We start from the raw sequence: 20,128 nt of genomic DNA, 5'->3' as shown, positions 1-20,128 counted from the left end.
CAAAACGGGAGGCTGTGTTTTTAAACCCAAGCCCACCGCCGTGACTCTCCAGAGTCGCGGCTCCCGCGGTTCAGCCAATCGGGTTGAATGCGGAAGATGAAGCAAGAAGGAAGTTCAAGTGGCACGTTATCTCGGCCCTAAGGCCAAACTCTCCCGCCGTGAAGGCACTGATCTGTTCCTGAAGAGCGCACGCCGCTCCATCAGCGACAAAGCCAAATTCGACTCCAAACCGGGTCAGCATGGTCGCACTTCCGGCCAACGCACTTCAGACTACGGTCTGCAACTGCGTGAAAAGCAGAAGGTCAAGCGCATGTATGGCGTGCTGGAAAAGCAATTCCGCCGCTACTTCGAAGAAGCTGACCGCCGCCGTGGCAACACTGGCGCCAACCTGCTGTTCTTGCTGGAGTCCCGCCTGGACAACGTCGTCTACCGTATGGGCTTTGGTTCCACTCGCGCTGAAGCGCGTCAGCTGGTGTCGCACAAGGCTGTAACCGTCAACGGCAAGCCAGTCAATATTCCTTCGTACCTGGTCAAGACCGGAGACGTAGTGGCTGTGCGTGAAAAGTCGAAGACGCAAACTCGCATTCAGGAAGCCATGCAATTGGCTGGCCAAGTGGGTATGCCAGCTTGGGTCGAGGTCAATGTCGACAAAGTCGAAGGCACCTTCAAGAAAGTGCCTGATCGTGATGAGTTTGGCGCTGATATCAACGAATCGCTGATCGTCGAACTTTATTCGCGCTGATTCTTGCGGTTTTAGTTCACCCTTGTTCCAACCCGCCGTCCCGGCGGGTTTGGCGCTTCACCAGCCTTACCGGTGTAACGAGCCGGGGGTATTGAGAGGAAGTCTAGAGAATGCAAACCCAACTGCTGAAACCAAAAGCCATCAACGTCGAGCCCTTGGGGCCCAACAAAGCCAAGGTCACCCTCGAGCCATTCGAGCGTGGCTACGGTCACACTCTGGGCAATGCCCTGCGCCGTGTGCTGCTGTCGTCGATGGTCGGCTATTCGCCTACCGAGGTCACGATTGCAGGCGTGCTGCACGAATACTCCACCATTGATGGTGTGCAGGAAGATGTCGTCAACATCTTGCTGAACCTCAAAGGCGTTGTGTTCAAGCTGCATAACCGCGACGAAGTCACCCTGAGCCTGCGTAAAGAAGGCGAAGGCGTGGTGACTGCTGCTGATATCCAGACCCCGCATGATGTCGAAATCATCAACCCCGAGCACGTGATTGCCACTCTGTCGCAAGGCGGCAAAGTGGACATGCAGATCAAGGTCGAAAAAGGCCGTGGTTATGTGCCCGGCACGATGCGCCGTTACGCTGACGAAACAACCAAGTCCATTGGCCGTATTGTTCTCGATGCCTCGTTCTCGCCAGTCAAGCGCGTGAGCTACACCGTCGACAGCGCACGCGTGGAGCAGCGCACCGACCTGGACAAACTGGTTGTTGAGATCGAAACCAACGGCGCCATCACTGCAGAAGATGCAGTGCGCGCATCTGCCAAGATTTTGGTGGAACAGTTGGCGGTGTTCGCACAACTGGAAGGCAGCGAACTGGCTGCTTTCGATCAGCCTGCTCAACGTGGTGGCAGCGAACGTTTCGATCCGATCCTGCTGCGTCCTGTGGACGAGCTCGAACTGACCGTGCGCTCTGCGAACTGCTTGAAAGCTGAAAACATCTACTACATCGGCGACCTGATTCAGCGCACCGAGAACGAGTTGCTCAAGACTCCCAACCTGGGCCGGAAGTCTCTTAACGAGATCAAGGAAGTGTTGGCGTCTCGCGGCTTGACCCTCGGTATGAAACTGGAAAACTGGCCTCCTTCGGGCCTGGATAAAAGGTAGTTCAAGCCAGATCTCTGGCTTAGCCTGAGATAGCGCCTGTCTTGCGGCAGGCGTACTTTGAAAACGGGGTTGAAAAACCCCGTTTTTCGTTGTATAATCGAAGGCTATTCAGAGCTTTGCCAGGTATGGTGGGGTTTTGAAAAAATGCGCATCAGCCGCTTATTCGAAGTCTCGGTATCTGCCTCTACCACAGTGGGGTGTCCGGGCCAACGAAATGAAAAGCGAGTCAAAGCGCACGCAGTGCAGGGGCCGTACCTGATCCGGCGGCCTCATATAAGGTAATTTAAAAAGGAATAGCACCATGCGTCACGGCAACGGCCTTCGCAAACTTAACCGCACCAGCGCCCACCGTCAGGCAATGCTGCGCAACATGATGAACTCGCTCATCGAGCACGAGGCCATCAAAACTACGCTGCCTAAAGCCAAGGAACTGCGCCGCGTGATCGAACCTATGATCACCCTGGCTAAAGAGTCCACTGTGGCTAACCGCCGTCTGGCTTTTGCCCGTCTGCGTGATGACGACAGCGTCAAAAAATTGTTCAACGATCTGGGTCCTCGCTTCAATGCGCGTCCAGGTGGTTACACACGTATTCTGAAAATGGGTTTCCGCGTCGGCGACAACGCGCCTATGGCGTTTGTTGAATTGGTGGATCGCCCAGAAATTTCTTCAGAAGAAAATCAAGAAGCCAAATAATAGGCTATAATCTAAAGCTTACCGCGCGATGGAGCAGTCTGGTAGCTCGTTGGGCTCATAACCCAAAGGTCGGAGGTTCAAATCCTTCTCGCGCAACCAATTTGAAAAGCCCGCTGAACTCAGCGGGCTTTTTTTATGCCCGCTCAAAATACGATCATTTTCGCTGGTGATAAAACATTCAGCGGCATAAAAAAAAGCGACACGGGTCCAGAACGTGGTTTGCAAGCCGCTTTCACAAGTATTAGCTGCGCGGTATCACCAATCTTGCCAATAAGGCGCTGCACAGACGCTCAACCGATGCATACGAGATACTCCGTAAAAGTATCGCTGCGTAAAGTTGCATCCAGAATTTGATGTTGGACCGTAGAATACAAATAACTGTCTATTTATACAGTATTTTGCCTGCAGGTCGCGGGCCATCTGCCTCGGGTCCAGAACATCATGGAAATACGTCAGAAGCTCAGCCTACTGGCTGATGCAGCCAAATACGACGCAAGTTGTGCGTCCAGTGGCGTGAAGAATCGCGATTCGTTAGGCGGGAGTGGCATGGGTTCCGCCAACGGCACCGGCATTTGCCACAGCTACACACCAGATGGCCGCTGCGTTTCGCTGCTGAAGATCCTGCTCACGAATTTCTGCATCTACGACTGCCAGTATTGCATCAACCGCAAAAGCTCCAACGTGCGAAGGGCACGCTTTGACGTCGATGAGGTGGTTCATCTCACGCTGGACTTCTATCGTCGCAATCTGATTGAAGGTCTGTTCCTTTCCAGCGGGATCATTCAAAGCGCAGATTACACGATGGAGCAACTCGTGCGGGTCGCGAGAGACTTGCGCCAGGTTCACGATTTTCGTGGCTACATCCATCTCAAAGCCATCCCCGAAGCATCTGCCGAGATGCTTGCGCAGGCGGGCTTGTTTGCAGACCGGCTCAGCATCAACATAGAGCTACCTAGTCAGGGCAGCCTTGAAAAGCTCGCGCCTGAGAAGTCGCTTGCAACCATTCATCATTCAATGGGTGAGATTGCCAGCAAAGTGCAAGAAAGCGTGGTGGAAAGGGCCGCTAACCAAGACCGCGTCCAATCGCTACCGGGCGGGCGTGGGGTTCGCAGGGCGGCTGCACCCCGGTTTGCTCCGGGCGGACAAAGTACTCAGCTCATCGTGGGTGCAGATGCGAGTGACGACAACCAGATCCTGCAGGTCAGCTCCAATCTCTATACCAGCCATCAATTGCGTCGTGTCTATTATTCGGCGTTCAGTCCCATTCCTGAAAGCCCGAGCATGCTCCCCCTTGGGCAGCCACCGATGATGCGCGAACACAGGCTCTATCAGGCCGACTGGTTGCTTCGAAATTATGGGTTCGCGGTGTCAGAAATCCGCGAAAGCCTGCGAAATGGCATGCTGGATCTGGAACTTGATCCCAAATTGGCATGGGCGCTCCAGCAACGTCAGCGGTTTCCTGTAAATTTGAATACGGCCTCACGGGAAGACATCTTGCGTGTACCCGGCCTGGGCGCCAAGTCAGTGGATGTACTTCTTCGTGCGCGCCGGACACGCTCCCTGCGCCTGGGCGATCTGGCCAAGCTTCGGATTCGTTTGGACAAGGTTCGGCCCTTTGTCGAAGTGGCCGATCATCATCCACACACTACGTTGGACGATCCGCAACTTCGCTCACGGCTCTTAATGGCTCAAACGGCCAGTCGAGCAACGCTCAAACATGCAGGTTTGCAGGTGGAATCGGCTGCGCAGGCCAGCCTCTTCTAATTCGCGCGCATCAATTCGCTCAACATGAAGCCATGGACGATTGAACTGCCATCCAGCGACGCTTGGGAGTCTTTCAGACAAGCTGCCCGTCACTTGCTGACCTGTCACGTTCCATGGGACTCAATCCACTGGACCTACCCTGGCAGAGGTAAATCTGATACATCTGCATCCTTGTTGTTGGACGATGGCATGTCGACAGCCATCGCCGCAGAGCGGCTGGTCGATTATTTTCCCGCGCAAGATAGTCTGCGCAACGGATTAGGGCCAGGTGTGGGCTCTCCTTTGCGAATTCCGCGCAGCGCCATGGATATCTGCGCCTGCGCGAGCCTCCATCAACATCCGCACAGGTACGAACTCATCTACCGCTGGCTGCAAAGGTGCCAATGGGGCGAAATCGACGCGGCAGATGCGCTGGATGCCGATTGGCGCCGCATTGAAAAGATGAAGATCGCGGTGGCGCACGAGATTCACAGAATGCATGCGTTTGTGCGTTTTCAGCCTCTACAGCGCGGCGACGGTTTGCCGGATCTGCATGTGGCCTGGTTCGAGCCTGACCATCACATCATCAGGGCAGTCGCTCCATTTTTCACCAAGAGATTTCCCAATATGCACTGGATGATTCTGGCGCCGGAACTGGGCCTGCATTGGAACACCAGCGAACTGACCGAATCGACCGGCAATACCCAGGCATCACTTCCGCCGCCAGATGCAGGCGCAGAGCTTTGGCTGGCCTACTACCGCAGCACCTTCAACCCGAATCGTCTAAAAGCCTCGGCGTTGACCCAGAAAATGCCACGACGCTATTGGAAAAATCTTCCCGAAGCTGCGTTGATCGAAGGCTTGATTCACGGGGCCGAGCGGCAGTGATTTTTGGGGCGCTGGCTGAGGCCTGAGCTGCCCGGGAACCGGCACGCACCATCGGCCCGGCCTCCTAACTGAGGTCACCGGTCAGCCCTGATTACCAGCCAGATTCCCGGCGCAAAATGAAGGGGCTGGTGATGCCTTTTCGCGAATCCTGCCACTCGCCACGAATTTCCTTGCCGCAGGAGTTCTCCACGAGCTTTCCTGTCCAGATGGCTGTGATACCTATGCGGTCGCTGGACTCATCAAGGTTGAATTCACCTTCCTCCAGGTCCCCCGAGGCGATGGATTGCGTGTCGCCATAGCGCAGCTCACCGCGCAGGCTTTCGGTGAATTCGGGGTGCTGGCGCAATGTCATGCTGCCGGTCTGTTTGACGGCTGGAAGTTCTATTCGCCACGCACCGTAGAGCTGGGGAGCTTTGAATGTTTTTGCGGGGGCGCAGCGCTGCGTTGCAGACACGGGTTTCTCGGCCTCTTGTCCGAGCGCTAATGTGGGCAAGATACAAGCCAAAAGCAAAGAAAGCGTGTTTCTCATCAGGGTGGTCATTCTTTGGAAGCCGCCTGCGCGGCTTGTTCGGTGATGGCGGCCTTGAGCGCAAACTCTGCCCTGAGCGCCTTCAATTTCTCGCGCGGATCTTCTCTTGCGGTGCCTTTGTCAAGAGCCATCTCCGCGATGAATCGGCTGGGTTGGGCTGCAATAATTTCTCGCCCTTTTTTTCGGCGCCGGGTCCAACTGACTGCCAGGGTTTGGCGCGCGCGCGTGATGCCTACATACATCAGCCGCCTTTCTTCCTCGATCCGGGCCGTAATGGCTTCTGCCGGGGCTTCTTCGTCCGCGCGAAAGGGCAGCAATCCCTCATTCACGCCGGCCAGGATCACGTGAGGCCATTCGAGGCCCTTGGAGGCGTGCAGGGTGGAAAGCGTGACGACATTCGGGTTTTGTTCGCGTTCGCTCAAGGTGGAGAGCAGCGAGATCGTTTGCGCTACTTCCAGCAAGCTTTTGCTGTCACTGCCTCCACTGGCACCGGCCGCGTCATCGATACGCCCACCGCAGCGGCCGGCCATCCATTCGCAAAAGTCCAGCACGTTGCTCCAACGCGCCGCGGCGAGCTTTTCGCTTTCTTCAGCGTCGTAGAGGTACTTTTCGTAGCCGATGTCCTTGAGCCAGTCAGTCAGGAAAGCTTTGGCAGCTTCTTCTCCTATGGTGTGCTTGGCTCTGTGCTGCAAATCATTCACGAAGCGGCCAAACTCCTGCAGGCTTCCCACAGCGCGCGCAGAAAGAACCCCGCCGAGCGAGTTGGAGAACAGCGCGCCAAACAGGCTCAGGCGGTACTTGGTTGCCAGATCGCCCAGTTGCGCCATGGTCTGATGGCCGATGCCTCGTTTGGGCGTCGTGATCGCACGCATGAAGGCGGGATCATCGTCTTCGTTGATCCATAGCCGAAACCAGGAGCAGAGGTCCTTGATCTCGGCCCGATCAAAGAAGCTTTGGCCACCAGAGACCTTGTAGGGAATCTGAGCGCGCCTGAGCGCCTGTTCAAACAGCCTGGCCTGGTGGTTGGCCCGGTAGAGAATGGCGAAGTCACGCCATTCCTTTTGTACGGAGGAGGCTCGCAAGCTCTGAATGCGTGCAGAGGCGCGTTCAGATTCATGCATTTCATGGTCGCAGTCGACCACGCGTACAGGCTCACCTTCTCCCAGTTCCGAAAAAAGGCGTTTCGGGAAGAGCTTGGGATTGGGACCGATCACATTGTTGGCGGCCCGCAAGATAGCGCTGGTGGAGCGGTAATTTTGCTCCAGCTTGATGACTTTGAGTCGAGGGTAATCGAGCGGCAAACGCTTGAGGTTGTCGAGAGTCGCACCTCGCCAGCCGTAGATGCTCTGGTCGTCGTCTCCCACGGCAGTGAAGTTACCTTCGGTGCCGACCAGCAGCTTCAGCAGTTCATACTGAGTAGCGTTGGTGTCTTGATATTCATCCACCAGGACATGTCCAAGACGCTGTTGCCATCTCTCTCTGACGGCATCGTGATTTTTCAACATACGCAGCGGCATGCCGATCAAATCATCGAAATCGACGCCCTGGTAGGCGGTCAGACGCTCGTGGTAGAGAACCATCAGGCGCGCGATTTCTCGTTCGCTCTCGCTGGTGGCTTGCTCCATAGCCTGTTCAGGCGTCAAACCTTCGTTTTTCCAGCGACTGATGGTCCATTGCCATTGCCGGGCAGTGGCAGCGTCCGTGGTCGTGCCGCAGTCTTTCAAGAGGCTCAGGCATTCATCACTATCCAGAATGCTGAACTGCGCCTTCAGGCCCATGGCGGCGCCGTCCTCACGCAGCAGGCGAACGCCTAAGGCGTGGAAGGTACAGATAAGCACCTCACCTGCGGCTTTTCCGATCAGATCGCGCGCGCGTTCGCGCATTTCGCTGGCGGCTTTATTGGTAAAGGTGATAGCGGCCACCCGCTTCGGGTCCAGACCCGTCTGGATCAAGCGAGCGATCTTTTGTGTGATGACGCGCGTTTTACCCGAGCCTGCACCTGCAAGGACCAGGCAGGGGCCTCGTAGATGGTTGACAGCGTCTTGCTGGGCTAGGTTTAAGCTGGCGACGGACATGCGGAAGGAAATGAAAACGGCCCGGAATGGCCCTCAGAATGTATTGACGATCCAGTCGGGTCGCTTTTGGACTCTACCTGTGTGACCAGTGCCACGGCGCTAATGCAACCCCGAGTACATCGTGAACATGATAGGAGAGGGGGGCCGCGGAAAAATCTTGAGCTCTCCGATCATACCGAGTGACGATTCACATCGCGGGATGGCATCATCAGTAGCCCGGTTCCGGAAATCATGAGCGCCTTAGCCCACATCTTCGCCGTCACGCTGCCGTTCTTTGCACTGGTGCTTTGCGGCTATACGGCCGCGCGTTCGCGCCTTCTGCCATTGGACGCCGTGGCTGGGCTCAATATGTTCGTGCTGTATTTTGCATTGCCGTGCATGTTGTATCGCTTTGGCAATTCCACGCCCATCGGTCAGCTTTTGGATCCAGTCATCTGCGTGTTGTGGCTCTGTGCCGCCAGTCTTGTCGTTGCATTTGCAGCTTGGCTGGGGAGAAATCGCGGTGCAACTTGGCCCGATGCAGCCATGGGGGCGCTGGTCGCTGCATTTCCGAATTCCGGTTTCATGGGTGTGCCGCTGATTCTGGCCTTGCTAGGCGAAAGCGCAGTGGGCCCGGTCATGTCGACCTTATTGATCGATTTGGCGGTGACCACCTCGGTCTGCATTGGTCTATCGCAATGGGGTGCGGCTGGAGAAAGCGGTGCATTCAAGGCCGCAGGGCGCGCATTGAAAGGCGTGCTGAGAAATCCTATGCCGTGGGCAATTTTGCTGGGCGCTATGTCCGGCGCTCTGGAAATACGCCTTTGGCAGCCTGTATCGCAGACCGTCAGCCTGTTGGGAAATGCCGCTTCGCCCGTGGCGCTGTTTACGATTGGGGCCGTGCTGGCACGCTCCCAGATGCAGGCTGATCATCGCGATGTTCAGACCAGGCAGCTCAAAGATGTGGGTTGGATGGTAGCCTGCAAGCTGCTGGCGCATCCGCTAATGATCTTCGGCTTGGGAAGTGCAGCAGTCAAGGCCGGAGCCTTGCGTGGGGAGATCCTGGCATCGCTCGTGCTTACCGCAGCACTGCCAAGCGCCAGCAACGTGTCGCTGCTGGCGGAGAGATTTGGCGCGAGCAATGGTCGCATCGCTCGCATCATCCTCTGGTCTACTTGTGTGGCTTTTTTAACCTTTTCCGCCGTGTCCAGCGTATATGTCGGTTTGCCCGCCACGCAGGCGCAGCCAAGCGCCCGCTAGTTGCTTAGCGTTGTGTCGCTCTGCGTGACCGTGGTTGTGACGGCATAGGCGTCTCGGGTTGGGGCTTGAGTTCAATGCGCGGAGCGTTGCGCAACTCATCCGGCGACACCTGAGTCACGCTTTCCTTGATCAGGCCGCCTCCAACGACGCTGCCTGAAACTTCACCCTGCCCATTGACACGCGCTTCACAATCAACTTTGTAAAAGTCGGGAAGATTGGCACAACGCAGCAAGCCATTGGTCCGAGCTTGATCAGCAGTCACAGAAGCCAGCTGACCTTTCGCTGTAGCTGCACGCCGCTCCTGAGCTGCTGCACGTGGGTCCAGATTGGTTTGACTGGTCGTCATATCAGATTGAGCCAACGCTGGAAAGGTCATGGAACCCACCAGGGCAGCAAGAACAAGAATCTTTTTCTTCATAGCAACTCCTTCGCTTGGCATGGGAGATAGAAAAATCCCCACGTCGGCTGAGCCGATGACGTACTGTAAGAGGGGGGCCGTACGCTCCGTGTCAGACAGAGGCCCGCCAAACTGTGGGTAGTTGCAGAAGGATGCTTGAGACAGGACTATTGAAACTCTGGGAGGCTATCGGCGCTCCAAGTCCGATAGCCTCCTAGACCGCCAGGGGGTCGACATCGACTGCCCAGCGCACAATGCCGCGGTGTTCGGGTGCGGATCGCAATTGGTGCAGCAGAGGTTGACATGCAGCCAGAACCCTTTGCAAGGCGGACCGAGACTGGCTTTCGATGAGCATCTGTGCACGTTCGATATTCGCCACACGTTGCACCGCCATGGGTACAGGGGGATACCACGTCGTTTCCACTAAGGAGCTGCTCAGGTGGCCGTCTTCTGCCAAAGCACTTTGAGCTGTCTGGGCCGCTTCCTTCAAGAAGGCCTGCGCAGCCTCTTGGCTGCGGGCATCTGCGCGCAGCAAAGCCAGATGGGCGAAGGGAGGCAACCCCGCCTGTGCGCGCTCCAGTAGCTGACTTTCGGCGAAGCTGGGGTAGTCGTGCGCTTTCAGTGCTTCGTAGAGCGGATGCGATGGATGGTGGGTTTGAACCCACATTTCACTCGCGGCTGCAACGCTTGCATCGCGGCCGGCACGGCCTGCTGCCTGCAGCAGCAATGAAAACAGACGCTCAGGTGCCCGGAAATCGCTGGAAAACAAAGCCGCATCAGGATTGATGGCCGCCACCAGCGTCACTCGCCGGAAATCATGGCCTTTGGCAATCATCTGTGTGCCCACCAGAACGTCCACCTCGCCCGCGTGGACCTGAGCCAACTGGGTTTCCAGAGAGCCTTTGCCTCGGGTGGAGTCTGCGTCGATCCGCGCGACACGCACGGGGGTGCCATCTGGTCTGGCCAGTGGCTCAAGCAGCTGTGCCAGGTGTTCTTCCAGTTGCTCCGTACCCCGTCCTATGGTGCCTATATCCACGTTGCCGCACGAGGGGCATGCTCGGGGCACCCGCTCGGTAAAACCGCAGTGATGGCATCGCAACGTACGGTCAATCTTGTGGAAAACCCGGTAGGCGCTGCAATACGGACATTCACTTTTCCAGCCGCAGTCGGCGCAGTGCAATACGGGCGCGTATCCGCGACGATTGAGCAGCAACAAAGCCTGCTCGCCGCGCCCCACGCGTTCCTCTATGGCGTTCAGAAGAGGGGGCGCTATCAAGGTTCCTCGTGGTTGTCGGCCCATATCGACACGCCGCACCCGCGGCATGCCAGAACCTGACCCACTCGCACCTATGCGCAGCGGCATCGCCAACCGCAGATACCGCCCTGGTCCACCTTCCTCGGTGGGGCGACTTCCTTCCCAGCTCTCCAGAGAAGGCGTAGCGGAACCCAAAATGACCTTGGCGTTCAACAACCTTCCGCGATAGATGGCCAGATCTCGCGCGGAGTACCGCGCACCTTCCTGCTGTTTATAGCTAGGGTCGTGCTCTTCGTCGACCACGATCAGCGCCAGATGGGGCATGGAAGCCAGTACCCCCATGCGCGTTCCCAAAACGATGCGCGCTTGACCTGTGTGCGCGGCAAGCCAACCCGCCAGCCGCTGCGCAGGTGTGAGCCCGCTGTGCATGGAAACGACGGCATCCGCCCCAAAGCGTTCTATGAAACGTGCTTCCAGTTGCGGAGTCAAGTTGATCTCTGGTACCAGCACCAGCACTTGAGAATGGGCATCACGGGTCATTACGCGCTCGGCGGCGCGCATGTACACCTCGGTCTTGCCGCTGCCGGTCGTTCCGAACAGCAGGAAGGGCCCGCTTTTTTCCTCGATCTGGAGCAGAGCGTTGGCCTGCTCATTGGAAAGCTCCTTCCGAGCTATGGCTTCCTCTGGATTCTGATGCCCTTTGGAGGCGCTTTTTCGCTTCAGGCGGCGTGCCATCTGTGTGGCATTCAAATTTCTCAGCTGCGGTGGCAGGGCAGCCAGCGCTATTTCGCCCAGGGCTCGCTGGTAGTAGCGTGCAGCGAACGACATCAGGGCGCGCCATTGCTCGTCCAGAGGGGGGAGGTCGCCCAGTGTGCCCGCTATTTCTCGCGCTGACTTGGCCAGGTTGGGTTCTGGCTCGGGCAGCTCAGACCAGACGACGCCCAGGACCTCTCGGGTGCCCAGAGGCACCCGTACCAGCGTGCCCGGAGCCAAAGCTTGCGCACTGCGATAGGTCAAGGGTGTGCCTATCCCGCTGTGTGCGGGCGTCGCCACGGCCACCGCCAGCCAATGCGATTCGCTCGTCAAGTTGCTCCAATCAACATCTAATGATGGCGTTAAGTGCTTGTTTTAACTGAGGTTTAACAGTCATGCCCAATTTCTGTGGATAACTTTGTGGAAAACCACTGTTGAAACCCTTGGAGGCCTTGCAAATCAAGGGGTTCGCTAGCCTGCCTGTCAAAAAAGCACCATTCTATTTTTTATATAAATCAATAACTTAGAGAAAAGCGGTGGTCGCCCCAACGATGCTCATGTCTTTCGCGGATCGATCTGATTTTTGTGCATAAGTAAAGTGGCCAAGTCCCCTTTTTTTGCTTTATTGCACGCAAATTTGCTTGACTTGCCAATCCGCGGTAAGTAAGGATTTCAGGCCAAGCGTGGATTTGGATGGGAAACAAAGCGGCAAACAGATCAGCGTTCCATGCAGATGTCCGTGCCGAGATCAAAGGCCCGAGCGCATTTGTTTGGAGTAACTGTGCACTTCGTCCACCAAATGACTCACGTGCTCAGGAGGGGTGAATTGACTGATGCCGTGCCCCAGATTGAAGATGTGCGTAGAGCCGGATCCCGAACCGGTGTGCGGCTTGCCAAAGCTGTCCAGAACAGCCCGTGCCTGCGCGCGGATGGCTTCCGGGGGGGCGAACAGCACGTTGGGGTCAATATTGCCCTGCAACGCCTTGCGGCTGGCTTCTGGCCCTTCGGAGACGATGGCGCGGGCAGTGGCAAGATTCATTGTCCAGTCCAGGCCCAGTACCTCGCAATCCAGCGATTGCATCTGAGACAGCCACAGGCCGCCCCCCTTGGTGAACACAATGCGGGGGACCACTTCACCGTCGGCGCCTGTACGCTTGAGCTGAGACAGCACGCGCTTTGTGTACGCCAGACTGAAGGCCTGGAATGCGCCGTCCGCCAGGACACCGCCCCAACTATCGAAGATCATGACGGCTTGAGCCCCGGCATCAATCTGAGCATTCAGATAGACCGCCACCGAATCGGCGTTGATGGACAAAATACGGTGCATCAGATCTGGACGGGCGTACATCAGTGTCTTGACGGCCCGGTAATCTTGCGACCCACCGCCCTCGACCATGTAGCAGGCCAATGTCCAGGGGCTGCCCGAAAAACCGATCAACGGTACGCGCCCGTTCAGCGCCTTGCGAATGGATGTGACCGCATCGAATACGTAGCGAAGCTTGTTCATGTCTGGCACAGCCAGTTGGGCCACGGCTGCTTCGTCGCGCACAGTGCGTTCGAATTTCGGACCTTCGCCTTGAGCGAATGAGAGGCCAAGGCCCATGGCGTCCGGCACGGTCAGGATGTCAGAAAAAAGAATGGACGCATCGAGCGGATACCGTGCAAGCGGTTGCAACGTGACTTCAGTGGCGTAGTCGACGTTGGTGGCCAGTCCCATGAAACTGCCAGCCTTGGCCCGCGTCGCGCAGTATTCGGGCAGGTACCGTCCGGCCTGGCGCATCAACCAGATGGGGGTATGAGGCGTCGCCTGTCCCAGACAGGCGCGCAGAAAGGTGTTGTTTTGCAAAGGGGCGAAGCTCATATCTGTATTGTCTCAGCCTGCGCAATCGTTTTGGAGCGCAAAATAAGGGTTTTCCCGTTGGGTTTCAAAAAAACACCCCCACGCTTCCCCGCTTCGCGTGGTCCGCTGCCCCCCGGAGGGGGCACTTTTTGTTTTGGGGCGGCCCGGCAACAAAAAATCGCTATGGATCAGCATTACCTTAGTCCTCTTTTCGATCCACGGTCCATCGTTCTCTTCTCGGGCGAAGAGGGCGATACTCAAGGTCTGGCACCCCATGCGAGGGCGTTGCTCGCCGGTTTTCGTGCACAGGCCTTTGACGGCGTAGTGACTGAGCTCAACACCAAGACGACCGGCACTCTGGGAGATCTGGCGCAGGCGCGTGCCGATCTGGCCATCATCGCCTTGCAGCCGGAAGAGATTCTGGCCGCGCTGGAGCTGGCCGGTCGCATCAAATGCAAAGCCGCGCTAATTCTGTCCGCGGGTGTGGGCGCGCAGTTGGCTGCCGATATGGCACGTACCGCCCAGCGGCATGGCGTGATGCTTCTGGGGCCAAATAGCCAGGGTTTTCAGAGACCTTCGCGGCATTTGAACGCCAGCACCCTGGGGCCGATCGCGGCGCCCGGTCAGTTGGCCCTGGTGGCTCAATCAGGCTCGCTTACCGCGTCCATCCTGGATTGGGCACGCCAGAACCGCGTGGGTTTTTCCAGTGTGGTCTGTGTGGGGCCGCATAGCGCCCTGGAAGTCGCTGATATGCTGGATTTTCTGGCCGGCGACCGCAACACCCAAGCCATTTTGGTGTATCTGGAGGGCATCTCCAACGCACGGCGATTCATGAGCGCGTTGCGCGCTGCGGCCAGCAGCAAGCCGGTGGTTATCCTCAAATCGGGGCGTAAGCTCGCGGGCAATGTCGCTGCGCAAACGCACTCTGGTGCCATCGTCGGCAGCGATGAGGTGTTCGATGCCGCGTTGCGCCGAGCTGGTGCGGTGAGGGTCCGCTCTTTTGTGCAGTTGTTCTCCGCGGCCAAATGCCTGGCTTCTCGTTATCGTCCCGTGGGCAAGCGCCTGGCCATTGTCACGAATGGAGGTGGCCCTGGCGTTCTGGCGGCCGATTGGGTGAGTGAAATTGGTCTGAAGCTTGGCGTGCTCTCGGAAGAAAATGCCAAGACTCTATGGAGCCAATTGCCCGCAAACGCGTCGCTGGTGGATCTGATTGACGTGACAGAAGACGCGCAGCCTGAGCACTATCGGGCTGCACTTGAAGCGGCCATGAGTGACAAGGACATCGATGGTGCGCTGGTCATCTATTCCCCCAAGTGGGGCAGTGACGCTGAGGCGATTGCCCGTGTTCTGGTTGAAGCGCGGCCTCGCTTATCCAAGCCTTTGGTCAGTTGCTGGATGGGAGACGCTTCAGTGGGGACGGCGCGAACACTGTTGGCCGATGCGCAGATTCCCACCTTCCGTACGCCTGAGGCGGCAGTAGGAGCTTTCAGCAATATTGCCAGCTTCTACCAGAACCAGCAGCTTCTGCGCCAGACGCCACCCCCCCTGACGCAACTGGCCGCACCGGATGCGGAAGGTGCACGGCTTCTCATTGAAGGCGTGCTGGCAGAGCGCCGCCAGACTCTGACGGAGATGGAATCCAAGGCCTTGCTGGCCGCGTTTCACATTCCAGTGACTCCCACCAACCTGGCGCGCAATCCCAACGAAGCGATGATGATCGCTACGCAGCAGGGTTTCCCGGTGGCCTTGAAGATAGATTCGCCTGACATCGCCCATAAAAGTGATGTGGGCGGAGTTGCATTGAATGTGATGAATGCAACCGCCGTGCGCGACACTTACCACGACATCATGGCCAACGTGGCCCGTGCACGGCCAGACGCCCACGTCAACGGGATCACGGTGCAGGCCATGGCCAAGGCACGCCGCGGCCGAGAGCTGTATATCGGTGTCGTCACCGACGATCCCTTTGGTCCAGTCATGGCCTTTGGCGCCGGAGGTACTTTGGTCGAGCTCATGGGAGGCAGCGCCATGGAGCTGCCGCCTCTCAATCAGTTTTTGGCCCACCGGCTGATTGAGCGTGCACGCGTATCGGAGACTTTGGGCGAGTGGCGCGGCGCACCTGCAGTGAACATGCAGGCTTTGGAACAGGTCTTGCTGCGCGTGTCAGAAATGGTGTGTGAATTGCCCCAGTTGCGGGAGATGGATATCAACCCCATCATCGTTGACGAATCGGGTGCCGTCGTAGTGGATGCGCGTATCGTCGTGGGCCATGCCCCAGGTTCAGTGTCAATGGGTGGAGTGCGCGGGCAAAACTATGGGCATCTGGCGATCCTGCCTTACCCGGCGCACTACCAGCAGGTGTGGCCACTGAGGGGAGGGGGCGAATACACGGTACGTCCGATCTGGCCTGGGGATGCCGAGATGCTGCAGGAGTTCACCAAGCGGCTGTCTCCTGAAAGCCGTTACTTCAGGTTCGTCTCCAGCATGGCCGAGCTTCCCCCCGGCATGCTTTCTCGCTTCACGCTGATCGACTACGACCGTGAAATGGCGTTGTGCGCCGTCATCAAGCAAGAAAAGATGGGAGAAGCCGGGCAGAAGGAAATCACAGAACGATTCATCGCGGTCTCGCGCTACATCACCAATCCAGATCAAACCAGCTGCGAGTTCTCACTGGTGGTCGATGATGCCTTCGCGGGCCAGGGGCTGGGCACCAGAATGATGCGCGGCATCATGGAAGTAGCGCGTGACAAAGGCCTGCAGGAGATGATGGGCCTGGTCCTGACCCATAACGGCGCCATGCTCAAGCTCATGCAGAGCTTGGGTTTCTCGGTGAAGGCCTATGCAGACGACCCGGATTTCAGGCTGGTCACGCACGAACTTTGAGCGCGTTGCGGCATGGATGAGACATCCGCTCTCTGGCTTGCCCGCTGATCGGCCGGGTCAGGCTGATCAGTTGCATGTGATTCAAGGCATCAGACCTGTTGGGCGGGATCTTGCGCGGCTCGGCCAATCGACGAGTAGCCCAGCCCATGGCGAGCCAGCAAGGCGGGGTCGTACAGGTTGCGGCCATCGAACACCATGCGGTCTTTCAGAAGATGGGCCATTTGCGCGAAATCCGGAACACGGAATGTCTGCCACTCCGTGACGATGGCCAGGCAATCGGCCCCTTCAAGCGCTGCGGTTGGCGTGGCGGCCAGAACCAGGTCGCTGCGTTCGCCATAGACCCGGCTGGCCTCTTGCATCGCAACCGGATCATGGGCTTGCACCCGCGCACCCGCAGCCCAAAGCGCTTCCATCAGTGACCTGCTGGGAGCCTCTCGCATGTCGTCCGTGTTGGGTTTGAAAGCCAGGCCCCACAGTGCCACCACCTTGCCCTTCAATTCACCACCATAGAAAGCGTTGATGCGGTCGAAAAGAACGCGCCTCTGGGCTTCATTGCGCCGCTCGACAGCCAGCAGCAACTCAGGTGAAAAGTCCGTGCTGCGGGCTGTATGGATCAGCGCCTTGACGTCCTTGGGAAAGCAACTTCCACCGTAGCCCAGGCCCGGATAGATGAAGTGGTAGCCAATGCGGGGGTCACTGCCAATGCCGCGGCGGACAGCTTCAACGTCGGCGCCCAGGCGTTCAGCCAGGTTGGCGATCTCATTCATGAAGCTGATCTTCGTGGCCAGCATGGCGTTGGCCGCGTACTTGGTCAACTCGGCACTTCGGATGTCCATCACCACAATCTTGTCGTGATTGCGGTTGAATGGCGCATACAGTTCACGCAACCGGGCTTCAGCGGCAGGGCTGTCAGTTCCGATCACGATGCGGTCTGGCCGCTTGCAGTCCGCAACCGCAGCGCCTTCCTTGAGAAACTCTGGGTTGGAGACCACGTCGAAGGGATAGTCCACACCGCGCTCTTGAAGTACCTCGCGCACCGCAGCGGCCACGCGATCGGCCGTGCCAACGGGTACGGTCGATTTGTTGACCAGTGTGCGTGGTCCGTCCATGTAACGGGCAATGGTGCGCGCCACTGCCAGGACGTGCTTCAGGTCAGCGCTGCCGTCTTCGTCAGGCGGTGTCCCCACGGCCAGAAAAATCAGCTCGCCATGCGCCACGCCTTCTGCCGCGTTCGTGGTGAAGCGCAAACGGCCAGCGGCCTGGTTTTCCAGCACCAGCGGCGCCAGGCCGGGTTCATGGATTGGAATTTCGCCGGCTTTCAGCCCGGCGACCTTGGCCTCGTCAATATCAATGCAGATGACGTCATGGCCCACGTCGGCTAACACGGTTCCTTGAACCAGACCGACATAGCCGGTGCCGAAAACGCTGACTTTCATATGTGATGGAAATCCCGATACCAATTGATGAAATGTGCCACACCGACCTTGACCGGCGTGGCGGGCTCAAAGCCAACCCATTCAGCAAGTGCCGTCGTGTCGGCAGCTGTGCTGTGCATGTCGCCCGGCTGTTCCGGCAGCAAGCGCTGTATAGCCTTGATGCCCAGCGCAGACTCGAGCGCGCCGATGTAATCGGTCAACACCGTAGGCGTGCTGTTGCCAATGTTGAAAACGCGATGCGGAGCCGCTCCTGTGGACGGGTTCGGCGCCTGGGCATCGTATTGGGGGTCGGCGGTAGCGGGTTTGTCCAGCACCCGCATGACGCCTTCAACGATGTCATCGATGTAAGTGTAGTCGCGCATGAGCTTCCCGTGCCCATAGACATCGATGGATTCCCCAGCCAGGATTGAGCGGGTGAACTTGAAGAGCGCCATGTCGGGGCGGCCCCATGGTCCGTACACGGTGAAAAAGCGCAATCCTGTCGCCGGAAAGCCGAACAAATGGCTGTAGGTATGCGCCATCAGTTCATTGGCACGCTTGGTGGCAGCGTACAGACTGATGGGGTGATCCACGGCATCGCGCTCTGAAAACGGCAGCTTTTTATTGCCTCCGTAAACGCTGGAGCTACTGGCATACACAAGGTGCTCTACTGGAAAGGCACGGCAGCCTTCCAGAATATTCACGAAGCCGGCGAGATTGGAGTCCACATAGGCGTGTGGGGCTTCCAAGGAATAGCGAACACCCGCCTGGGCAGCCAGATGCAGTACACGATGAGGCCGCACGCGCTCAAACAAGGTGGCAATGGCCTCGCGGTCAGCGACGTCCATGCGTTCGAAGGAAAACCTCGGGTGCGCGGCAAGACGCGCCAGCCGGGCTTCTTTCAGGCCAACGTCGTAATAGGCGTTCAGGTTGTCGATGCCGACGACTGAATGTCCGAGGGCGAGCAAGCGCTCGCAGGCGTGCATGCCAATGAATCCGGCTGCGCCGGTGACCAGTATTTCGCTCACGGGGTGGTTCTCGCGGGTTGCCATGCGAACTGATAGTGTGCCGGTGGCAGGGTGCTTAGCTGATGGAAGGGCAGCTTCACGCCCAGCACAGCCTGGGGCGGTAATCGGCTTTGTGCCCGGCTCCACCAATCGGGGTCAAGGCGGTCTGCGCGCGAGATCAGCAGATAGCCTTGGCCAGCCCTTTGGGCCTGCTTGACAGCCTCGGTGACGCACGCCGTAATGTCTTGGTCATCAGAGCTTGTGCAGGACTGAGCATGCGCTTGCGGAAACCGTGTGCGCAAGGTGCCAGCGAGCATATGGTCTGCAGCGATAATGGGACTTTGGCCGTCGTAGCCCGCCTCGCGCAAGGTGCTGGCCAGCTCGAGAACCGGGTGGTTGAGTTCATCGGCATTGCCGCGTATGTAGCCGAACCACAGCCGGCCGCCCGCAGCCACCAGCAGCAGCAAGGCAATGACAGTCACGGCCTGGGTATACCGGCCTGCGCGTGGATGTTGCTGCAAGTCTGGACGGACCGCGAAGGCCATCAACGGCACTGCGCACAGCAGCGGAAGCAGCCAGCGTTCCCTGAAATTGGTCACGCCTCCTATCAACACCATGGCCAGCAATGCCAGAGCGACCAGCCCCAGATAGCGCTTGAACAGCGGCAAGGCCCAGGTAACTGAGGGTGCGGTGACGGCAGTGGCTTTCCACCAGCTGGAACGAAAGGCCCAGAAGGCCACCAGGATCCACAGCAGCAACACACCAAGCAAGCTGGTCAGCAGGCTCAGAAGACCTTTGGCCCGCGAAGGGTCGGCCTGGATCTGCATCTTATTCAGGGTTCCGGAGGTCGCTTCCTGCAGGTGCGAAAGCAACCAGCTCGCATGGGGCAGAAATACCAAAGCAGCCACGATGGGGGTCCACCACCAGCCATGAGTGAACAGGGCGCGCCGTGCTTCGGGCACAGAGAGGGCAGCCAGCACCATCGCACCTGCCACTAGGGCATAGCTGTATTTGGACAGCATGCCAACCCCAAATGCAAGCCCCAGCAGAGCGAAATCCCGTGGGCGCGGCTTTTTGATCAAGCGAAACAACATCCACCAGGCGGCGCAGGTCATCGCGGTCACAAGGATGGAGTGCGTCTGATCACGAACGGAATACCACCCCAGTGGGGGCAACAACAGCATGCTGGCCGAAGCCCACCAGGCGCCGCGCGAACCCAGCAGTTCGCGCCCTGCACCCCACATCAGGACATAGGTCAGGATCAAGGCGGAATGTTTGAGGACCGACAGGGCCAGTACGCTGGGCCCGAACACGGCGTTCAGGCTCCATTGCAGCCAGGTGTACAGCGGCGGCTGGGCGCCATAGCCCAGGGCCAGGTTCTGAGACCAAAGAATTTGCTCTGCCTCATCCCATTTCAGGGAAGGCGAAATCACCAGTCGCACAGCCACATGAGAAACCGCCAGCAGCAAAAGCCACAGGAGTGGATGGGCTATGACAGAGCCAAAAGGCTGCGTCTTCTGCGGGTGGGAAAGATTCATGTGGCAATCGAAAGGCAACCATGGATC

The 20,128-nt window shown here is 58.1% G+C and carries 15 protein-coding genes and 1 tRNA gene; 8 read left to right on the top strand and 8 right to left on the bottom strand.

What is annotated here, in order from left to right:
• Positions 1-118: 118 nt before the first annotated feature.
• The 6 genes from rpsD to ABIE13_RS20180 all read left to right on the top strand — a co-directional run bounded on the left by rpsD (position 119) and on the right by ABIE13_RS20180 (position 5,170).
• The gene (rpsD, locus tag ABIE13_RS20205) at positions 119-742 is read left to right on the top strand and encodes a 30S ribosomal protein S4 (protein WP_354446761.1); all 624 of its coding nucleotides are present in this window, start codon (positions 119-121) and stop codon (positions 740-742) included.
• A 110-nt stretch (positions 743-852) separates the two neighbouring features.
• A complete protein-coding gene (locus tag ABIE13_RS20200) occupies positions 853-1,845 on the top strand; it encodes a DNA-directed RNA polymerase subunit alpha (protein ID WP_028601642.1) in 993 nt (330 codons plus the stop codon).
• A 301-nt stretch (positions 1,846-2,146) separates the two neighbouring features.
• A complete protein-coding gene (gene rplQ / locus ABIE13_RS20195) occupies positions 2,147-2,539 on the top strand; it encodes a 50S ribosomal protein L17 (protein ID WP_354446759.1) in 393 nt (130 codons plus the stop codon).
• Positions 2,540-2,561: 22 nt separating this feature from the next.
• Positions 2,562-2,638: transfer RNA gene (locus ABIE13_RS20190), tRNA-Met, on the top strand.
• A gap of 342 nt (positions 2,639-2,980) precedes the next feature.
• Complete coding sequence (locus ABIE13_RS20185; RefSeq protein WP_354446757.1) at positions 2,981-4,303, top strand: putative DNA modification/repair radical SAM protein; 1,323 nt, start codon at positions 2,981-2,983, stop codon at positions 4,301-4,303.
• 24 nt (positions 4,304-4,327) lie between these two features.
• Complete coding sequence (locus tag ABIE13_RS20180) at positions 4,328-5,170, top strand: TIGR03915 family putative DNA repair protein (RefSeq protein ID WP_354446755.1); 843 nt, start codon at positions 4,328-4,330, stop codon at positions 5,168-5,170.
• Positions 5,171-5,261: 91 nt separating this feature from the next.
• On the opposite strand, the gene ABIE13_RS20175 is transcribed toward ABIE13_RS20180, so the two are convergent.
• Both ABIE13_RS20175 and ABIE13_RS20170 read right to left on the bottom strand, forming a co-directional pair.
• Positions 5,262-5,699 (bottom strand): hypothetical protein, encoded by a 438-nt coding sequence (locus ABIE13_RS20175; protein WP_354446753.1) that lies wholly within the window; start codon positions 5,697-5,699, stop codon positions 5,262-5,264.
• A gap of 8 nt (positions 5,700-5,707) precedes the next feature.
• Positions 5,708-7,774, bottom strand: coding sequence for an ATP-dependent helicase (locus ABIE13_RS20170; RefSeq protein ID WP_354446751.1), 2,067 nt, complete (start codon positions 7,772-7,774; stop codon positions 5,708-5,710).
• Positions 7,775-8,005: 231 nt separating this feature from the next.
• Here ABIE13_RS20170 and ABIE13_RS20165 point away from each other — a divergent pair, with 231 nt between their 5' ends.
• On the top strand, positions 8,006-9,013 hold the full coding sequence (locus ABIE13_RS20165) for an AEC family transporter (RefSeq protein WP_354446749.1): 1,008 nt from the start codon (positions 8,006-8,008) through the stop codon (positions 9,011-9,013).
• 4 nt (positions 9,014-9,017) lie between these two features.
• Here the strand turns inward: ABIE13_RS20165 and ABIE13_RS20160 are convergent, their stop codons facing one another.
• From ABIE13_RS20160 to hemE, 3 genes are all read right to left on the bottom strand, one after another.
• Positions 9,018-9,431: a hypothetical protein gene (locus ABIE13_RS20160; RefSeq protein ID WP_354446747.1), complete on the bottom strand. Its 414-nt coding sequence runs from the start codon at positions 9,429-9,431 to the stop codon at positions 9,018-9,020.
• A gap of 193 nt (positions 9,432-9,624) precedes the next feature.
• Positions 9,625-11,751 carry a replication restart helicase PriA gene (gene priA / locus ABIE13_RS20155; protein WP_354446745.1) on the bottom strand — a complete coding sequence of 709 codons (2,127 nt, stop codon included), beginning with the start codon at positions 11,749-11,751 and terminating at the stop codon, positions 9,625-9,627.
• Between the two features lie 415 nt (positions 11,752-12,166).
• Positions 12,167-13,279, bottom strand: a complete 1,113-nt coding sequence (gene hemE, locus ABIE13_RS20150) for a uroporphyrinogen decarboxylase (protein ID WP_354446743.1) — start codon at positions 13,277-13,279, stop codon at positions 12,167-12,169.
• 162 nt (positions 13,280-13,441) lie between these two features.
• On the opposite strand from hemE, the gene ABIE13_RS20145 reads away from it, so the two are divergent.
• Positions 13,442-16,141 (top strand): bifunctional acetate--CoA ligase family protein/GNAT family N-acetyltransferase, encoded by a 2,700-nt coding sequence (locus ABIE13_RS20145; protein WP_354446741.1) that lies wholly within the window; start codon positions 13,442-13,444, stop codon positions 16,139-16,141.
• An 89-nt stretch (positions 16,142-16,230) separates the two neighbouring features.
• On the opposite strand, the gene ABIE13_RS20140 is transcribed toward ABIE13_RS20145, so the two are convergent.
• The 3 genes from ABIE13_RS20140 to ABIE13_RS20130 are packed head-to-tail and all read right to left on the bottom strand — an operon-like array spanning position 16,231 to position 20,101.
• On the bottom strand, positions 16,231-17,577 hold the full coding sequence (locus tag ABIE13_RS20140) for a UDP-glucose dehydrogenase family protein (RefSeq protein ID WP_354446739.1): 1,347 nt from the start codon (positions 17,575-17,577) through the stop codon (positions 16,231-16,233).
• Complete coding sequence (locus tag ABIE13_RS20135; protein WP_354447152.1) at positions 17,574-18,584, bottom strand: NAD-dependent epimerase; 1,011 nt, start codon at positions 18,582-18,584, stop codon at positions 17,574-17,576. The genes ABIE13_RS20140 and ABIE13_RS20135 overlap by 4 nt, the downstream gene beginning before the upstream one ends.
• The gene (locus ABIE13_RS20130) at positions 18,581-20,101 is read right to left on the bottom strand and encodes an ArnT family glycosyltransferase (protein ID WP_354446737.1); all 1,521 of its coding nucleotides are present in this window, start codon (positions 20,099-20,101) and stop codon (positions 18,581-18,583) included. The genes ABIE13_RS20135 and ABIE13_RS20130 overlap by 4 nt, the downstream gene beginning before the upstream one ends.
• Between the last annotated feature and the right edge of the window lie 27 nt (positions 20,102-20,128).

Origin of the sequence: Ottowia thiooxydans, assembly GCF_040548795.1 — a bacterium.
In the GTDB taxonomy this organism is placed as follows: domain Bacteria; phylum Pseudomonadota; class Gammaproteobacteria; order Burkholderiales; family Burkholderiaceae_C; genus Ottowia; species Ottowia thiooxydans_A.
Note: the sequence above shows the minus strand (reverse complement) of the source record. Positions and strands in the feature narration are given on the sequence as shown.

Bases quoted from the DNA above. Each gene is read 5' to 3' on its own strand.
- ABIE13_RS20200 (WP_028601642.1), top strand. From the start codon at position 853: ATGCAAACCCAACTGCTGAAACCAAAAGCCATCAACGTCGAGCCCTTG.
- rplQ (WP_354446759.1), top strand. From the start codon at position 2,147: ATGCGTCACGGCAACGGCCTTCGCAAACTTAACCGCACCAGCGCCCAC.
- ABIE13_RS20185 (WP_354446757.1), top strand. From the start codon at position 2,981: ATGGAAATACGTCAGAAGCTCAGCCTACTGGCTGATGCAGCCAAATAC.
- ABIE13_RS20180 (WP_354446755.1), top strand. From the start codon at position 4,328: ATGAAGCCATGGACGATTGAACTGCCATCCAGCGACGCTTGGGAGTCT.
- ABIE13_RS20175 (WP_354446753.1), bottom strand. From the start codon at position 5,699: ATGAGAAACACGCTTTCTTTGCTTTTGGCTTGTATCTTGCCCACATTA.
- ABIE13_RS20170 (WP_354446751.1), bottom strand. From the start codon at position 7,774: ATGTCCGTCGCCAGCTTAAACCTAGCCCAGCAAGACGCTGTCAACCAT.
- ABIE13_RS20165 (WP_354446749.1), top strand. From the start codon at position 8,006: ATGAGCGCCTTAGCCCACATCTTCGCCGTCACGCTGCCGTTCTTTGCA.
- ABIE13_RS20160 (WP_354446747.1), bottom strand. From the start codon at position 9,431: ATGAAGAAAAAGATTCTTGTTCTTGCTGCCCTGGTGGGTTCCATGACC.
- hemE (WP_354446743.1), bottom strand. From the start codon at position 13,279: ATGAGCTTCGCCCCTTTGCAAAACAACACCTTTCTGCGCGCCTGTCTG.
- ABIE13_RS20145 (WP_354446741.1), top strand. From the start codon at position 13,442: ATGGATCAGCATTACCTTAGTCCTCTTTTCGATCCACGGTCCATCGTT.
- ABIE13_RS20140 (WP_354446739.1), bottom strand. From the start codon at position 17,577: ATGAAAGTCAGCGTTTTCGGCACCGGCTATGTCGGTCTGGTTCAAGGA.
- ABIE13_RS20130 (WP_354446737.1), bottom strand. From the start codon at position 20,101: ATGAATCTTTCCCACCCGCAGAAGACGCAGCCTTTTGGCTCTGTCATA.